Raw genomic sequence first — 16,655 nt, 5'->3', positions numbered from 1 at the left:
GGCGTTACTGGCTGAGATGTCCCGGCCCGAAGGCCTGCGGCAGCATCTCGGAGAGGGGCAGGAGTCCGGCCGGCGTCTCCAGCACGAGGTCGGGTCCGCCGAACTCGAACAGGAGCTGACGGCAGCGTCCGCACGGGACGAGGACCTCGCCCCGCCCGTCGACGCACGTGAAGTGCGTCAGCCGGCCGCCGCCGGTGTTGCGCAGCTCGGAGACCAGGCCGCACTCGGCGCACAGCGAGAGGCCGTAGGAGGCGTTCTCGACGTTGCAGCCGGAGACGGTGCGGCCGTCGTCGACGCGGGCGGCGGCGCCGACCGGGTAGCCCGAGTAGGGGGCGTACGCACGGTTCATCGCCGCGCGGGCCACCTCCCGCAACTCGTCCCAGTCGACGTGCGCGGAGTCCGCTTCGGCGGTGGTCACTTGCCCTGCCCCTTGCGGTACGGCAGGCCGTCCGCCTTCGGCATGCGCAGGCGCTGGGCCGAGAGGGAGAGGACGAGCAGCGTGATGACGTACGGAGTGGCGGAGACGATCTGGTTCGGCACCTCGTCGGTCAGGGAGTACCAGAGGAAGACGAGGACCCCGACGACGACGGTGACGACCGCGGAGACGTACTTCTTCTTCACGGCCAGCCAGATCGCGCCGATGAGGAGCAGGATCGCGCCGAGCAGCAGCAGGGCGTGGACGTTCTCCGAGCCGCCGCGCAGGTTGAGGCTGTCGGTGTAGCCGAACAGGCCCGCGCCGAGGGCGAGGCCGCCGGGCATCCAGTTGCCGAAGATCATCGCGGCGAGACCGATGTAGCCGCGGCCGCTGGTCTGGCCCTCCAGGTAGAAGGGGTTGGCGACGATGGAGAGGAAGACGCCGCCGAGGCCGGCCAGACCGCCGGAGATGATCACGGCGAGGTACTTGTACTTGTAGACGTTCACGCCGAGCGACTCGGCCGCGACCGGGTTCTCACCGCAGGACCGCAGGCGCAGCCCGAACGAGGTGCGCCACAGGATCCACCAGGTCCCGGGGATCAGCGCGATGGCGATCAGGGTCAGCCAGGACACGTTGGTGACCAGGCCGCCGAGCAGACCGGCGATGTCCGAGATGAAGAACCAGCCCTTGGAGTTCAGGGTGGTCAGCCAGTCGGAGAGCCCTGGCACCGTGAAGTGGCCGAGGGAGTCGACCGGCGGGGACTGCTTAGCCGAACCGCCCTGGACGCCCTCGAAGGCGAGCGGGGAGAGGTAGCGGGTGGCGCCGAGCGCCAGGATGTTGATGGCCACACCCGAGACGATGTGGTTGACGTTGAAGGTGACCGTGATGATCGCGTGCAGCAGGCCGCCGAGGCAGCCGCCGATGATGCCGACCAGGACACCGGTCCACGGGCCCCACTGGTAGCCGGCCCAGGCGCCGAACCAGGTGCCGAGGATCATCATGCCCTCGAGGCCGATGTTGACGACGCCGGAGCGCTCGGCCCACAGACCGCCGAGACCGGCGAGGCCGATCGGGACGGCCAGCTGCAGGGCGGTCGACATCTGGCTGACGTTGGTGATGCCGTCGGCGCCGGTGATGATGCGGACGATCGAGGTCAGCGCCAGGCCGCCCGCGATGACCAGCAGGAGGACGGGAAGCGACATCCGGCGGCCGGTGGGAGCCGCGGGCTGCAGCGTGGGCTGGTTGACGTCGGTTGCGGTGGTCATCGGCCAGCCACCTCCTTCTGGGTGTTGTCGGTGGCGAGGGCGTGGCCCGCGGCGAGTTCCGCGCCGACGCGGCGCTGCTGGCGGCGCAGACCCCACTCGCGCACGGACTCGTAGGAGACGACGACGGCGATCACGATCAGGCCCTGCATGATGACCGCGATCTCCTTGTCGTACCCGTGGAAGTCGAGTTCGGGAGACGCCTTGTCGAGCCAGGCCCACAGCAGGGCCGCGAAGGCGATGCCGACGGGGCTGTTGCGGCCGAGGAGCGCGATGCCGATGCCGAGGAAGCCGATACCGGTCGGGAAGTTGAGGCTGTACGTGTGGGTGTCGCCGAGGAGGATCGGCAGGCCCGCGAGGCCGGCGATGCCGCCGGAGACGAGCATGGCGGTGAGCACCATGCGCTTGGGGTCGACACCGCTGGCCGCGGCGGCGGACTCGGAGGCGCCGGAGGCGCGCAGGTCGAAGCCGAAGCGGGTGCGGTTGAGGACGATCCAGTAGCCGATGCCGAGGACGGCGGCGAGGATGACGAGGCCGTAGATCTCACCCGACTCGCCCATGTCGAACCCGGGGACCCAGCCGGACTTGTGCATCTCGCCGGTGGTGTTGTTGTTGCCGAGCTTGACGCCGAAGACGTCGGGCAGCCACAGGTAGGCGATGACGGAGGTCGCGATCGCGTTGAGCATGATCGTCGCGACGACCTCGCTGACCCCGCGCGTCACCTTGAGGACACCGGCGATGCCGGCCCAGAAGGCGCCGGTGCAGACGGCGGTCAGGATCAGCAGCGGCACCTGGAGGGCGGCCGGCAGCGCGACGTGCGCGCCGACGATCGCGGCCATCATGGCGGCGAGCTGGTACTGGCCGTCGACACCGATGTTGAACAGGTTCATCCGGAAGCCGATGGCCACCGCCAGCGCCGCGATGTAGTACAGCGACGCCTGGTTGATGATCAGGACCTGGATGTCGGAGAACGTCGCCTGCTCGAACATGATCGAGTACGGCTCGAACGGGCTCTTGCCCGAGGCGAGCAGCACGACCGAGGTCAGTGCCACGGCGACGACGAGCGCGATGACCGGCCCGGCCACCCCGAGGAGCAGGCGCTCCTTGTCGAACTTCTTCATCAGCGGGCCTCGTCTTCCGGGGCGTCTGCCGGAGTGTCGGTGTGCTCGTCGAGCTCGGCCGCTTCGGCGAGCTCCTCGTTCTCCAGGTGGCCGGAGGCGGCGCCGGTCATGGCCGAGCCGAGCTCCTCCGGGGTGATGGTGGCGGGGTCGGCGTCGGCGACCAGCTTGCCGTTGTAGATCACCCGGAGGGTGTCGGACAGGCCGATCAGCTCGTCCAGGTCGGCGGAGATCAGCAGGACGGCGAGGCCCTCACGGCGTGCCGCGCGGATCTGGTCCCAGATCTGCGCCTGCGCGCCGACGTCCACACCGCGGGTGGGGTGGGCGGCGATCAGGAACTTCGGCTTGTGGCTCATCTCGCGGCCGACGATCAGCTTCTGCTGGTTGCCGCCGGACAGCGAGGCCGCGGTGACGTCGATGCCGGGGGTGCGCACGTCGTACTGCTCGACGATGCGGCGGGTGTCCTTCTGCGCGCCCTTGATGTCGAGCCAGATGCCCTTGGCGTTGGGCTTCTCGGTGACGTGGCCGAGGATGCGGTTCTCCCACAGCGGCGCTTCCAGGAGGAGGCCGTGGCGGTGGCGGTCCTCGGGGATGTAGCCGATGCCGCCCTCGCGGCGCTTGCGCGTCGACCAGGAGGTGATGTCGTCGCCGGTGAAGCGGATGACACCCGAGTCGGCGGCCTTGAGGCCGATCAGCGCGTCGATGAGCTCGGTCTGGCCGTTGCCCTCGACACCGGCGATGCCCATCACCTCACCGGCGTGGATGGTGAAGGAGACGTGGTCGAGGACGAGGCGGACGGTGCCGCGCTCCACCTCGTCCATGAGCAGGCTCGCCGAGCCCTTGCCGAGCGACACGGAGCCCTTGGCGAGGACGGTCAGGTCCTCGACCTGGATGACGGCCTTGTCGGTGACGGTCGACTCGGAGGTCTCGGGGGTGGGCAGCTCGCTGCCGACCATCAGCTCGGCGAGCTGACGCGGGCTCGTCTCGGAGGGGACGGCGGTGCCGACCGTCGTACCGCGCCGGATGACGGTGATGTCGTCGGCGACGGAGAGGACCTCGCCCAGCTTGTGCGAGATGAAGATGACCGACAGGCCCTCGGACTTGAGCTCGCGGAGGTTGTCGAAGAGCGCGTCGACCTCCTGCGGCACGAGGACCGCGGTCGGCTCGTCCAGGATCAGGATGCGGGCGCCGCGGTAGAGGACCTTGAGGATCTCCACGCGCTGGCGGTCGGCGACGCCGAGTTCCTCGACGAGGACGTCGGGGCGGACGCCGAGACCGTAGCGCTCGGAGAGCTCCACGATCTTGCGGCGGGCCTTGCCGCCGATGCCGTACAGCTTCTCGCTGCCGAGGACGACGTTCTCGAGGACCGTGAGGTTGTCGGCCAGCATGAAGTGCTGGTGGACCATGCCGATGCCGCGGACGATGGCGTCGGCGGGCGAGGAGAAGGTGACCTGCTCGCCGTCGACCGCGATGGTGCCCTCGTCCGGCTTCTGCATGCCGTAGAGGATCTTCATCAGCGTCGACTTGCCGGCGCCGTTCTCGCCGACCAGGGCGTGCACGGTGCCCTTGCGGACGCTGAGGTGGATGTCGTGGTTGGCCACGACGCCCGGGAACCGCTTGGTGATCCCGGCGAGTTCGACGGCGGTCGCCTGACCGTCGACCGCGTCGGCCGGAGGGCTGCTGGACGCGTTGATGGCGCACTCTCCTGAGGGAAAGGGGGTCGTCTACGCGCGTAGCGCCCCTACGGCAACGAAAGGGGCCACGCGCCGCGAGAACGGGATACGGGGAGCCAGACTCCTCGTATCCCGTTGAGCGGACGTAACCCCACGGTTACCAAGCGGGTCCGGGGCGGTACGGGCACCTTCCCGTGTCCGACGACACGGAGGCGTACCCGCACCTTCCCGGGACCGCATTGGCTGCTCCTGAGGTCTTGCTCGTCAGCTGGACTTGACCTTGATCTCGCCGCTGATGATCTTCTCCTGGGCCGCCTTGACGGCGTCCTGGATCGCGCTGTTGCTCTTGAACTCCGGGTTGGAGTCGGCCAGACCGACCTCACCCGACTTCAGATCGCCCCGTACGATACCGCTCTCCGGCTTACCGTCCTTGACCGACTTAGCCACGTTGTAGACCGCCTTGGCGACGTCCTTGGTGGCCGAGGTCAGGATGGAGCCCTTGTACTTGGCGAGGGCTTCCTGCTGGTACTGGTCGGAGTCGACACCGATCGCCCAGACCTTCTTGGCGGAGGCGGCCTCGATGACACCCTGACCGGACAGACCGGCCGCCGCGTAGACGACGTCGGCCTTCTTCTCTATCTGGCCCTCGGCGGCCGTCTTGCCCTTGTCGGGGCTGGAGAAGCCACCCTCCTGGGCCGTCTGGGTCAGGTACTGGGAGAGGACCTTCACGCCGGGCTTGGTGTCCTTGACACCCTGCTCGAAGCCGGCCTCGAACTTGTGGATCAGCGGAACGTCCACGCCGCCCACGAAGCCCACGGTGTTGGTCTTGGTGGCCTTGGCGGCCGCGACACCGGCGAGGTACGAGGCCTCCTGCTCGGAGAAGACCAGGTCCGCGACGTTCTTCGCCGTGACGGTGGAGTCGTCGACGATGCCGAAGGTGGTCTTCGGGTACTTCGCGGCGGCGGCCTTGACGGCCGGACCGTAGGCGTAACCGATGCCGACGACCGGGTTGTAGCCCTGCTTGGCCAGCGAGACGAGGCGCTGCTCCTTGTCCGCGTCCGTCTCGCCGTCGGTGGGCTCGACGTCGGCGGTCTTGTACTTGAACTCGGCCTTCGCCTGCTTCAGACCCTCGTACGCGGCGTCGTTGAAGGACTGGTCGCCCTTGCCACCGACGTCGTACGCGATGGCGAGGCCCTTGTCGCCCTTGCTGTCCGAGGACGAGCTGGAGGTCGAGGTGCCGCCACAGGCGGAGAGGGCGAGGGCGAGAGAGGCGGTCGCAGTACCTGCGAGCGCGATGCGGGTAACCCGGCGCATTCGTTGTGCTCCTGTCGTACAAGCGCCTGACGGTTCAGCTTCGGCGCTGGCTTCGCCGCAGATTAACGCGCGTAGACCAACTAGAAAACCCCTTCTGTCCACCTTGTTATGCGGCTGTGCCCGACGCCACCCGCCGAGGGGCCCCGGGCTTGCCGACCGCAAAGACACGGTGGCTTTGGGTGACCCCGGTAACGGACGACGGAGCGGGCGGGCACCTGGGGTGCCCGCCCGCTCCGTGACGTCGCGTCCGTGTCCGTGTCCGGGTACCGGGTGAGGGCGGCGGGTCCGGCCCGCGGCGACTCGTCCGACGCCCGGAACGACTACTCGGTCTTGACCTTGATGGTGCCGTCGACGATGGCCGCCTTGGCCTTGGCCACCGCGTCGGTGAGACCGGGGATCTCCGCCATCTTCGGGTTGCTGTCGGCGAGGCCGACACCGTTCACCTTGAGGTCGAAGGTCTGCGTGCCCGTCAGCGGCTTGCCGTCGTGCACCGACTTGGCCAGCGTGTAGACCGAACCGCCGACGTCCTTGAGCGCGGAGGTCAGGATGGCGTCCTTGTACTTGGCGAGCGCCCCCTGCTTGTACTGGTCGGAGTCGACGCCGATGGCGTACTTGCCGGCCTTCGACGCGGCCTCGATGACACCCTGCCCGGAGAGGCCGGCGGCGGCGTAGATGACGTCGGCGCCCTTCTCCAGCTGGCCCTCGGCGGCGGCCTTGCCCTTGTCGGGGCTGGAGAAGCCACCTTCCTCGGCGGTCTGCGTCAGGTACTGGGAGAGGACCTTCACGCTCGGCTTGGTGTCCTTGACGCCCTGCGTGTAGCCGGCCTCGAACTTGTGGATCAGGGGAACGTCCACGCCGCCCACGAAGCCCACGGTGTTGGACTTGGTGGCCTTGGCGGCCGCGACACCGGCGAGGTACGAGGCCTCCTGCTCGGAGAAGACCAGGGAGGCGACGTTCTTGCCCTCCACGACCGAGTCGACGATGCCGAAGGTGGTCTTCGGGTACTTCTTGGCGACGGCCTCCAGAGCGGGACCGTAGGCGAAGCCGATGCCGACGACCGGGTTGTAGCCCTGCTTGGCGAGCGACGACAGGCGCTGCTCCTTGTCGGCGTCCGTCTCACCGTCGGTGGGCTCGATGTCGGCCGTCTTGTAGCCGAACTCCTTCTTGGCCTTCTCCAGGCCGGAGAACGCCGCGTCGTTGAAGGACTGGTCGCCCTTGCCGCCGACGTCGTACGCGATGGCGAGGCCCTTGGCGTCCTTGCTGCTGTCGCTGCTGCTGTCGCTGTCGTTGCTGGTGCCGCCGCAGGCCGTGGCGGCGAGTGCGAGCGACGCGACCCCCACCGCGACGCGGGTCAGGCTGGCTATCCGACGCATCTGAAGCTCCCCATTCTCCAAAGCCCCGCAGTGGGTGCTGAGTTCGGCGCACATTAACGCGCGTAGACCATCCAGGGAACGGGGTTCCGCGTGGCCGTTATCCATTCGTGCCGATGGCCGGTTACGTCCTTGTGAACCACGGGACCGAAAGGTGCGTTTGGGGATGCAGCACCCACGGTCCGACGGTTGACATGTGACCGGCCGCCACGCGCTGTCACGTGGCGGGACACCACGCTACGTCGGGGGCCCGAAGGGCGCGACCGGAGTCGCCGGACGCGCCCGCCGGCCTCAGACCAGCTCGTCCAGCAGGGCCGCCGCGGTGAACATCTCGACGCCGACCGTGATCGCGTGCTCGTCCGCGTCGAAGTCGCCCCGGTGCAGGTCGCGGGTGCTGCGGTCGCCCGGTGTGCGGACCCCGAGGCGGGCCATCGCGCCCGGCACGTGCTCCAGGTACCAGGAGAAGTCCTCGCCGCCGAGGCTCTGCTCCGTGTCCTCGATGGACTGCGCACCGCGCCGGGCGGTCATCGCGTCGCGGAGCAGGTCCGTGACGGCCGGGTCGTTCACCACCGGCGGGACGCCACGGATGTAGTTGATCTCGGACTTGGCCCGGTAGAGGTTGGCGATCTCGTCGATGGCCGCGTGCACGAGGTCGGGCGCGGCCCGCCAGGCGTCGAGATCCAGGCAGCGCACGGTTCCGGACAGCTCGGCGTGCTGCGGGATCACGTTGCAGGCGTGGCCCGACTCGATGCGTCCCCAGGTCACCGCGAGGCCGCTGCGGGCGTCCACGCGCTTGCCGACGAGCGCCGGCACGTCGGTGACCACGCGCGCGGCGGCGGTGACGAGGTCCGTGGTCAGGTGGGGGCGTGCGGTGTGGCCGCCCGCGCCGTCGAGGGACACTTCGAGCCGGTCGCAGGCCGAGGTGATGGCGCCGTGCCGCAGCCCGATGCGCCCCGCGTCGACCTTCGGGTCGCAGTGCACGCCGACGATCCGGCCCACGCCGTCGAGGACCCCCGAGTCGATCGCGTCCGGGGCTCCGCCGGGCAGCACCTCCTCGGCGGGCTGGAAGATCAGCCGCACGGGACGGGGCAGCAGGCCCTGGGCGTGCAGGTCGGCGAGGACCAGGCCGGCACCGAGCACGACCGTGGTGTGGACGTCGTGACCGCAGGCGTGGGCGCGGTCGGGGACCGTGGATCGATACGCGCAGTCACTCTTCGTGTCCGGGATGGGGAGCGCGTCGATGTCGGCGCGCAGCGCCAGCCGGGGACGTACGTCGTCCGGGTCTCCGATGTCACAGATGAGGCCGGTCCCGATGGCGAGGACGCGCGGCGCGAGGCCCGCCTGCTCCAGGCGCGCCTTGATCGCCGCGGTGGTGCGGAACTCCTGGTTGCCGAGCTCGGGGTGCATGTGCAAGTCGCGTCGGAACGCCACGAGTTCGGCGCGCAGTGCCTCGGGCAGCGCGCCGGGGAGCAACGGTTCCCCGGGGAGATCGGCCTCGGACTCTCGGGTCATCAGTTGGTTCACCCTTTGAAGGGTAGGGCGATCGGGCGGCCAACTAACCCACGATCAACAAAAGTTCAGCCCGTTAGGGGAAGAAAAACTGGCCGCGCCGCGCATGGCTGTCTTCGGGGATGGGTAAACTCGCCCGGCTTTTCGGGCGTTTGGATCTTGGACGGGGCTGGTGACCGGCTGTGATCCGACTCGGCCGGGGGTCGCCCGCCGATCCGTACGGAGAACACCCGGCGTGCCCGGGTCCCTTCCCGTACCTGTTCTCCACGGTCTCACACGAGCGCGACCGATTTCCGGAGGCGTGGTCGAGGCACCCTCGCGCCGTCACCCTGTGTCACATGGGTGCGCGGGAGGGTGACGGACGTGAGGAGCCCGGCGCGGTGGGCGCCGGGCTCGTGGTGACGTGCTGTGCGGACGGGGGGCCGGGCCCCGGTCCGGAGCGGAGGGCTAGACGGCGGACACCGCCGAGAGGCGGTGGACGTCGCGGGCCGTTCCCGTGACTCCCGAGAGGAAGCCCTGAGCGCGGGGCGAGGCGTTCTCCGTGAGCCAGCTCGGGTCGATGTCGCAGACCGCGACCCGCACGTCGGTGCCGACCAGGGCCAGCGGCAGCGTGTGCACGACCGTCGACGGGAAGCTCAGGATGGTCCGCCCTATGGGACCGCGGCGGGCGATCAGTTCCAGCGGCAGGTCGGGGCGGACGATCTCCAGGCCCGTCTCCACCGCCAGCCGGTGCAGTTTGTCGGTGCTCTCACGGCGGTGCGCGAAGTAGCGGGTGGCGCCGTGCGCCTTGGCCAGCCCGCGGACCGCGTCCAGGTAGCGGTCCGGGTCGACCACGCCGGTCTCGACGAGCGAGGTGCCGACCAGGTCCGCGCCCTTGGTGATGCGCGGCGGCCCGAACCGGGAGCGGGTCCAGGAGAAGTCGTTGGCGGTGATCCGGACGCCGTCCGGTGCCGAGGTGATCGGCATCGAGGAGAAGACCTCGACGCTGCGCCGGTCGTTCGGCGTGAGCTTGCGGCGGGCCGCGCCGGACACGGGAGCGAAGAGCACGTCCCGGGGGCCGGGCCGGCCCCCGCGCCGGTGCCAGCGCACCAGGCGTTCACCGCCCGCGAGTTGGGCGACGAACTCCATGGTGGCCGTGCCGTCGTCGACCACGACCAGGTCCTGCGCCCGGGTGATGGTCAGCAGGAGCTGGACATACCGGGAGAACGGGTCTCCCATGACGATCCGCCGGGCGCGGCGCAGCATGGGCGCCAGTCCCCCGATGGTGTGGAAGGGGGCCGTGGTGCCGCCGCGCGCCTCCTCCCAGCGGACCGTGTGACCCTCGTCGCGGGCCAGCTCCGCCATGCGGCGGAGCTGACCGCGGGTCATCGGGTCGTTGGGAGAGAGGACGACGAGGGTGAACCCCGCGCCGGGTGCCGCGGCGTCGTGGGCCTGGGTGTGCGCCCACTCCAGCACGTTCAGGAGCTGTACCGGGCTCTCGACGAAGGCGAGAGTGTGGGAGCCGATGGATCCGGTGCGGGGGCTCATCGTCGTACGACCGTCCCGTCGTAAGGAGTTCAGGGCGTTCAGACCGAGACGGGCTCGCCCGCGGCCGCGGCGATCTCGGCCTCGGCGACGACGCCCGGGACACGGCGCAGCTTCTTCATCGGGCCGAGCTCCGACTCGTAGACCTTCTTGACGCCGTCGCCGAGGGAGGCCTCGATGGTGCGGATGTCGCGGACGAGGCGGGTGAGGCCCTGCGGCTCGACGGAGGCGGCCTGGTCGGAGCCCCACATCGCGCGGTCGAGGGTGATGTGACGCTCGACGAAGGTGGCGCCGAGGGCGACCGCGGCGAGGGTGGTCTGCAGGCCCGTCTCGTGACCGGAGTAGCCGATCGGGACGTTCGGGAACTCGGCCTGGAGGGTGTTGATGACGCGGAGGTTGAGCTCCTCGGCCTGCGCCGGGTAGGTCGACGTGGCGTGGCACATCAGGATGTTGTCGCTGCCGAGGACCTCGACCGCGTGCCGGATCTGCTTCGGCGTCGACATGCCGGTGGAGAGGATGACCGTGCGGCCGGTGCCGCGCAGGGCGCGGAGCAGCTCGTCGTCGGTCAGCGAGGCCGAGGCGACCTTGTGGGCCGGGACGTCGAACTTCTCCAGGAAGGCGACGGCCTCGGTGTCCCACGGGGAGGCGAACCAGTCGATGTTCTTGCTCTTGGCGTACTCGTCGATCTGGCGGTACTCGTCCTCACCGAACTCCACACGGTGGCGGTAGTCGATGTAGGTCATGCGGCCCCAGGGGGTGTCGCGCTCGATGTCCCACTGGTCGCGCGGGGTGCAGATCTCCGGGGTGCGCTTCTGGAACTTGACGGCGTCGCAGCCGGCTTCGGCGGCCGCGTCGATGAGCTTGAAGGCGTTCTCCAGCTCACCGTTGTGGTTGATGCCGATCTCACCCACGACGTAGACGGGGTGGCCCGGGCCGGCGGTCTTCGAACCGAAGCTGCGCAGACGGGAGTTGCTCATGGTGAAACGTTCCTTACTTGTCGAGGGAGTCGAGAGAAGGGCCGAGGATCCAGCTGGCGATCTCTCGGATCGCGCCGTCGCCACCAGGGACGGTGGTGACCGCGCGTGCGGCGCCGCGCACGACGTCGTGGGCGCTCGCGACCGCCACCGGCCAGCCCACGAGGGCGAAGCAGGGGAGGTCGTTGACGTCGTTGCCGACGTAGAGCACGCGCTCAGGCGCGATGCCCTGCTCCTCGCACCACTGCTTCAGTGCGAGGTCTTTCCGGTCGATGCCGTGCAGGACCGGGATCTTGAGCTTCCGGGCCCGGGCGGCGACGACCGGATTCTGTTCCGTGGACAGGATCAGCATCGTCAGTCCGCTGTTGCGGAGGGCGGCGATACCGAGTCCGTCCCCGCGGTGCACGGAGACGAACTCCCGTCCGTCGGAGTCGATCAGCACCCTGTCGTCGGTCTGGGTGCCGTCGAAGTCGAGGACGACCGCGTCGATGTCTTCGGCGGTCGGGAGCGAGCCGGGCCTGTTCGCGTCGAAGAGCGGCGCGAGGGCCCGGGCGCGGGCGAGGTCGTGCGGGTCGTCGATCTCCAGCACGCGGGCCGGGTCGGTGCGCACGAGTTCGGTGCGGCCGAAGAAGCGGTGGCGGGCCACGCGGAAGCCGGTGGCCTCCATGGCGTAGACGGCACCGGTCTCCAGCAGGTCCTGGGGGCGGTCCTGGCGGCGCGGCCGGAAGGACTTGTCGTGGTTGATGCCGTAGCCGCCGCTGGTGACGGTGTCGGCGACGAGGGTGTCGGTGCCGCCCCCGACAGCCGTGCGGCCGTTGTCGGCGGCCACCGGGGCGGCGGGCTCGTCGTCGGCGTCCCGCCACACGAAGCCGTGGAAGGGCGCCACGGTCAGGGCGGTGTCCGCGCCGTCCGCGAGGATCGCGTTCACGACGCCGTCCACGTCCTCGCGGATGATGAACGGGCTGGTGCACTGGACGAGCAGCACCACGTCGACCGGGGCGCCGTGCAGCGCCTCGTGGGCGTCCATGGCGTGCAGGACGGCGGCCTCGGAGGTGGCGGTGTCGCCGGCGATGGCGGCGGGCCGCAGCACGACCTCGGCGCCGGCCTGGCGGGCGGCGGCCGCGATGGCCTGGTCGTCGGTGGAGACCACGACGTCGGTCACGAGGCGGGCGGCGCGGCACTCGCGCACCGCGCGGGCCACCAGCGGTACGCCGCCGACCGGGAGGAGGTTCTTCGCGGGCACGCCCTTGGAGCCGCCGCGCGCGGGGATCACCGCGAGCACGCGGCGCACCGGCGCGGGGTGGCCCGCTTCCGAGTTGGTCATGCGCTGTTCTCCTTGACGAGGGAGGCGAGAGAGGCGTGGGGGGCGGGGCGCCGGGCGCCGCCGGTTTCCGGGGCGGTCACAGGTCGCCCATCCGCCGGATCACCGGGGCGACGCGCTGGACGCCGTGGCGGTAGGCGCCGCGGGCGGCCCGGCGCACGATCTGCCGTACGGGGCTGGGCTCCCGGTCCGCCGCGGGGGCGCCGGGCAGCGGGCTGCCGTCCGGGCCGAGGTGGTGGCGGGCGAGGATGCCGGGCAGGTAGCCGGGCGCGGTGACGGGCGTGTAGTAGGGGGCGAGCGGCGGCAGCCTGTCCGCCTCGACCAGCTCGGTGATGCGGGTCCGGGCGGCGTCGAAGGCGGTCTCGTACGAGCCGTCGGCCGCCACGCCCTGCCGGGCGACCCAGGCCGCGTCGGGCGCCGGGCGGTGCCCCTCGTCGAGCTGGTCCCAGGAGGCGAGGCAGCCGGAGCCCACGAAGTGGTGGTTGCCGAGCGCCTCGCGCACCCCGAGGTCGCTGAGGACGACGGTGGGGATGCGGCGGTGCAGGGACTCCAGGGCGGCCGTCGAGCTGATGGTGACCAGCAGGTCGGTGCGGTCGAGGACGTCGCCCATGTGTCCGTAGACCAGGCGGAAGTTGGCCGGCGGGTCCGCCTTCTGCACCAGCTTCTGGTAGGGCAGTTCCTCGATGTGCGTGGTGTGTTCGCCCGGCTTGGAGCGCAGCTTGAGCAGGACCTCGCGGTCCGGGTGGAGCCGTGCGTGCCGGATCAGCCGGTCGAGCAGGTACGTACGGTCCCTGCGGTTCTCCGGTACGGAGGGCTGGGCGGCGAAGACGACCGTGTAGGGGTCGTTCCCGGCGTACGCGGCCCCGCCGAGGAAGGGCAGCGCGACCTCGGTCACCGACCCCGAGTCGGCGCCGACCCCCTCGTACACGTCCCGGAAACGGTCGGCGTCCTGGCGGGAGTTGGCGAGGACCAGGTCCGCGCCGTGCCGCAGCAGCAGTCCGTCGGCGAGCTTCTCGTAGACGATGCCGACATAGCCGGTGACGACCACCGGCCGCTTCGTCCGTCCGTCCCACGCGCGGGCCAGGCCGTGCAGCACCGCCTGGACGGCACCGCCGACCAGAGCGAGGACGACCACGTCGTAGGAGTGGTCCTCCTTGCCCAGCTCGCGCAGGAACTCGACGGCGGTGACCTCGCGGAGGGAGTCCGCGCGGACGCCTACTTCTTCGAGCTGGCGGGCGGTCGGGGTGGCACGGCCGCGCAGGAGGAATCCGTCGAGGCGGACGTCCGACTCGGCCGGGGCGATGCGGGTCGCGGTGAGCGAACCCCATTTCCACCGGGTGTCGGAATCCGCGAGGACGGCCACCCGCAGGGACTTCGTGGTACTTGCTGGCACGTCCTAGACGCTAGGAAGCCATTTCGAGGAGCGGCCCAACCCGAATGCAACAAACGGTTAACAGCACACCGACGAATGGCGAATCAGCCCGCGAACGACCCGGAAAACGACGTGGTTCACAGTTCCGCCACGCGTCGTTCACCTCGTATCCCACCAACGGTCAAGACGAATGCCGGGCCGCCCCCTAACGTCACAGGGGTGGTCAAGCTCTCCGTCATCGTGCCGTTCTACAACGTGCAGCAATACGCGCCAGACACTCTGAAGAGCCTGCGCGCGAACGCGCGACAGGACTTCGAATTCATTCTCGTCGACGACTGTTCGCGCGACGAGACACCGGACATTCTCGCGCGCGCGGAGCGCGAGCTCCCGGGCGCGGTGTATGTCAGACACGAGAAGAACGGAGGACTGGCCACCGCGCGCAACACAGGGATCGACCGAGCGCGTGGCGAGTACCTCACGTTCCTCGACGGGGACGACTGGCTCGCCCCCGGTTACTACGAACAACTCCTGTCCTCCATCGAGGACCTGGGCTGCGACTTCGTGCGGACGGACCATGTCCAGTGCACGGCGCGGGCCCGCACGGTGCACCGTGTCCCGCACGGCCGCCGCGGAGTCGTCCTGAACCCGCGCGACGCCATCCTCCCCGCCGACCGGTCCACCTCCGTCGACTACGCCTACGCCTGGGCGGGCATCTACCACCGCCGGCTCGTCGACCGCGGACTGCTCCACTTCACCGACGGGCTGCGCACGGCCGAGGACCGGCCGTGGATCTGGAAGCTGCACCGGGAGGCCGAATCCTTCGCCACGGTCGGGTTGTTGGGCGTCTTCTACCGGCGCGGTGTCGCCTCCTCGCTCACCCAGATCGGTGATGTGCGGCAACTCGATTTCATTCGCGCGTTCGACCAGGTGGTGGCCGAGACCGCGGAGGACCGGGACGCGGACAAACTCCTGCCGAAAGCCGTGCGCACCTATTGCGCGATCATTTCCCATCACCTGGGATCCATCGAAAGGTTCGAGCCGGCGGTGGCACGGAAATTGAAGTCCATGAGTGCCGTCACGCTGCGGCGCATGCCGCAGGACGTGCTCGACGAGGCCCTCGACTCCATGGACGTCCAGCGCGCCACACGGTTGCGCCGACTGCGCCGACGGCCCGCGGCCGGCGCGGGGGTGGCCGCGTGACCACCCAGATCTTCATGGCGTCCACCCTGTACGGAACGGCCACGCTCGCCGCGGCCCTCGACACCGACGGCTTCGGGCCCGCCGACCGGCGCATCCTGCTCGTCTCGAACAACGCGGCGACACCCGAGACGACGCCCGGCGTCGACGAGATGCCCGGCTTCGAGCAGCTGCGCGGCCGCTTCGACGACGTCATCTCCTGGAACGAGACCATCTCGCCTTTCCACCCCGGCGGTTGGGCCCCGCGCCCGGACGACGTACCGCTGTGGGAGCGGCACCTGCGGCTCGCCTGGAACCTCGGCGACGACGACGTCGAGCTGGCCGTGGAGTCGATCCAGGTCAACCCCGCGCTCGGCATCTCCCAGATCTTCATGGGAGCGCCCGTCACCGTCTACGCCGACGGCCTGATGAGCTACGGACCCACTCGCAACAAGATCGACCCGCTGGTCGGCACCCGGGTGACCCGGCTGCTGCACCTGGATCTGGTCCCCGGCCTCACACCCCTGCTGCTCACCGAGTTCGGCGTCGAGCCGGAGATCGTGCCCACGGACGCGTTCGTGAAGGTGCTCGCCCAGCTCGTGGACACCGGCGACGCGCTGCCCGCGCTGGACGAACCGGCGCTGCTGCTCGGCCAGTACCTCTCCGCGCTCGGCATCCTCACCGCCGAGGAGGAGGAGGACCTCCACGTGCGGATGCTGAAGGGCGCGATCGACCTCGGCCACACCCGCGTGGTGTTCAAGCCGCACCCGACGGCGCCCGCCCGCTGGTCGCGTCTGCTGGAGCGGGAGGCGGAGCGGCTCGGGGCGGACCTCACGGTGGTCGACACCCCGGTCCTCGCCGAGGTCCTCTACCAGCGCATGCGACCCGCCCTGGTCGTCGGCTGCTTCTCGACGGCACTGCTCACGGCGTCCGCGCTGTACGGGCTGCCGGTCGCCCGGGTGGGCACCGGCTCGCTGCTGGACCGCCTCACCCCGTACGAGAACAGCAACCGCGTTCCCGTGACGATCGTCGACGCGCTGCTGCCCGAGCTGTCGGACCGGCCGGCCGTGACGGGGCAGCACCCCGGCATGGCCGTCGCGGACCTGACGAAGCTCCTGCGGGCCGTGGGTTTCGCGATGCAGCCGAAGATCTACCCCGATCTGCGTCCGGCGGCCGAGAGCTATCTGACACGGCAACTGGACCAGCACACCTGGCGCTACTTCAAGCGCAAGCGCCTCACCTCGCTGGCCCTGCCGGGCGCGGTCCCGGCGCAGCTCGCGTTCATCCCGCGCAACGCGACGGTGCGCCGGGTCGCCCGGCGGGCCCGCTCGCTGAAGCGGGCCGTGGGGCGCTGAGCGCGGGCCGTGGGGCGCTGAGCGCGGGCCGTGGGGCGCTGAGGCGCCGGGCGCGCCCACCCGGCCCCCGGGGCCGGAGGCCGTCACGGAGTCCCTGACGGATGCCCGGAGCGGCCGGGAAGGCACCGCGGTGCGGTGATGGAGGAGCGGGGAGCGGGAACGGTCGGAGACGACCGGGCCTCGCTCCCCGCTCTCCCGTTTCACAGCCCTTTCCGGACTGCCGCCCGGCCCCGACGCGTGTTCGGCGGCACTCTTGCGCGCGGGGGCGATTT

The 16,655-nt window shown here is 70.2% G+C and carries 13 protein-coding genes; 2 read left to right on the top strand and 11 right to left on the bottom strand.

Annotated features, from left to right (window positions below; genetic code table 11):
* Positions 1-4: 4 nt before the first annotated feature.
* The 11 genes from AB0C62_RS26040 to AB0C62_RS25990 all read right to left on the bottom strand — a co-directional run bounded on the left by AB0C62_RS26040 (position 5) and on the right by AB0C62_RS25990 (position 13,873).
* Entirely contained in the window at positions 5-418 is a 414-nt protein-coding gene (locus tag AB0C62_RS26040) for a cytidine deaminase (protein ID WP_362976991.1), read from the bottom strand.
* Positions 415-1,680: an ABC transporter permease gene (locus AB0C62_RS26035; RefSeq protein ID WP_362976989.1), complete on the bottom strand. Its 1,266-nt coding sequence runs from the start codon at positions 1,678-1,680 to the stop codon at positions 415-417. Before AB0C62_RS26035 ends, AB0C62_RS26040 begins: the two co-directional genes overlap by 4 nt.
* Entirely contained in the window at positions 1,677-2,798 is a 1,122-nt protein-coding gene (locus AB0C62_RS26030) for an ABC transporter permease (RefSeq protein WP_362976987.1), read from the bottom strand. Before AB0C62_RS26030 ends, AB0C62_RS26035 begins: the two co-directional genes overlap by 4 nt.
* Positions 2,798-4,489, bottom strand: a complete 1,692-nt coding sequence (locus AB0C62_RS26025) for an ABC transporter ATP-binding protein (protein ID WP_362977088.1) — start codon at positions 4,487-4,489, stop codon at positions 2,798-2,800. Before AB0C62_RS26025 ends, AB0C62_RS26030 begins: the two co-directional genes overlap by 1 nt.
* Positions 4,490-4,732: 243 nt before the next feature.
* Positions 4,733-5,782 (bottom strand): BMP family ABC transporter substrate-binding protein, encoded by a 1,050-nt coding sequence (locus AB0C62_RS26020; RefSeq protein ID WP_362976985.1) that lies wholly within the window; start codon positions 5,780-5,782, stop codon positions 4,733-4,735.
* A gap of 320 nt (positions 5,783-6,102) precedes the next feature.
* Positions 6,103-7,155: a BMP family ABC transporter substrate-binding protein gene (locus AB0C62_RS26015; protein ID WP_362976983.1), complete on the bottom strand. Its 1,053-nt coding sequence runs from the start codon at positions 7,153-7,155 to the stop codon at positions 6,103-6,105.
* Between the two features lie 288 nt (positions 7,156-7,443).
* The gene (locus tag AB0C62_RS26010) at positions 7,444-8,664 is read right to left on the bottom strand and encodes a M20 family metallopeptidase (RefSeq protein WP_362977086.1); all 1,221 of its coding nucleotides are present in this window, start codon (positions 8,662-8,664) and stop codon (positions 7,444-7,446) included.
* A gap of 444 nt (positions 8,665-9,108) precedes the next feature.
* Positions 9,109-10,188, bottom strand: a complete 1,080-nt coding sequence (locus AB0C62_RS26005) for a hypothetical protein (protein ID WP_362976981.1) — start codon at positions 10,186-10,188, stop codon at positions 9,109-9,111.
* 38 nt (positions 10,189-10,226) lie between these two features.
* Positions 10,227-11,162: an N-acetylneuraminate synthase family protein gene (locus AB0C62_RS26000; protein WP_164369400.1), complete on the bottom strand. Its 936-nt coding sequence runs from the start codon at positions 11,160-11,162 to the stop codon at positions 10,227-10,229.
* A gap of 13 nt (positions 11,163-11,175) precedes the next feature.
* The gene (locus AB0C62_RS25995) at positions 11,176-12,483 is read right to left on the bottom strand and encodes an N-acylneuraminate cytidylyltransferase (RefSeq protein ID WP_362976979.1); all 1,308 of its coding nucleotides are present in this window, start codon (positions 12,481-12,483) and stop codon (positions 11,176-11,178) included.
* A 76-nt stretch (positions 12,484-12,559) separates the two neighbouring features.
* Positions 12,560-13,873 carry a DUF6716 putative glycosyltransferase gene (locus AB0C62_RS25990; RefSeq protein ID WP_362976977.1) on the bottom strand — a complete coding sequence of 438 codons (1,314 nt, stop codon included), beginning with the start codon at positions 13,871-13,873 and terminating at the stop codon, positions 12,560-12,562.
* A 198-nt stretch (positions 13,874-14,071) separates the two neighbouring features.
* On the opposite strand from AB0C62_RS25990, the gene AB0C62_RS25985 reads away from it, so the two are divergent.
* Together AB0C62_RS25985 and AB0C62_RS25980 are read left to right on the top strand one after the other, a co-directional pair.
* A complete protein-coding gene (locus AB0C62_RS25985) occupies positions 14,072-15,052 on the top strand; it encodes a glycosyltransferase family 2 protein (RefSeq protein ID WP_362976975.1) in 981 nt (326 codons plus the stop codon).
* Entirely contained in the window at positions 15,049-16,383 is a 1,335-nt protein-coding gene (locus tag AB0C62_RS25980) for an alpha-2,8-polysialyltransferase family protein (protein WP_362976973.1), read from the top strand. The genes AB0C62_RS25985 and AB0C62_RS25980 overlap by 4 nt, the downstream gene beginning before the upstream one ends.
* The last annotated feature ends 272 nt before the right edge of the window (positions 16,384-16,655 follow it).

It is taken from the genome of Streptomyces sp. NPDC048643, assembly GCF_040650615.1.
GTDB lineage: Bacteria > Actinomycetota > Actinomycetes > Streptomycetales > Streptomycetaceae > Streptomyces.
Note: the sequence above shows the minus strand (reverse complement) of the source record. Positions and strands in the feature narration are given on the sequence as shown.

Excerpts from the sequence above, each read along its gene's own strand:
- AB0C62_RS26035 (WP_362976989.1), bottom strand. The coding sequence starts at position 1,680 with ATGACCACCGCAACCGACGTCAACCAGCCCACGCTGCAGCCCGCGGCT.
- AB0C62_RS26030 (WP_362976987.1), bottom strand. The coding sequence starts at position 2,798 with ATGAAGAAGTTCGACAAGGAGCGCCTGCTCCTCGGGGTGGCCGGGCCG.
- AB0C62_RS26020 (WP_362976985.1), bottom strand. The coding sequence starts at position 5,782 with ATGCGCCGGGTTACCCGCATCGCGCTCGCAGGTACTGCGACCGCCTCT.
- AB0C62_RS26015 (WP_362976983.1), bottom strand. The coding sequence starts at position 7,155 with ATGCGTCGGATAGCCAGCCTGACCCGCGTCGCGGTGGGGGTCGCGTCG.
- AB0C62_RS26010 (WP_362977086.1), bottom strand. The coding sequence starts at position 8,664 with ATGACCCGAGAGTCCGAGGCCGATCTCCCCGGGGAACCGTTGCTCCCC.
- AB0C62_RS26005 (WP_362976981.1), bottom strand. The coding sequence starts at position 10,188 with ATGAGCCCCCGCACCGGATCCATCGGCTCCCACACTCTCGCCTTCGTC.
- AB0C62_RS26000 (WP_164369400.1), bottom strand. The coding sequence starts at position 11,162 with ATGAGCAACTCCCGTCTGCGCAGCTTCGGTTCGAAGACCGCCGGCCCG.
- AB0C62_RS25995 (WP_362976979.1), bottom strand. The coding sequence starts at position 12,483 with ATGACCAACTCGGAAGCGGGCCACCCCGCGCCGGTGCGCCGCGTGCTC.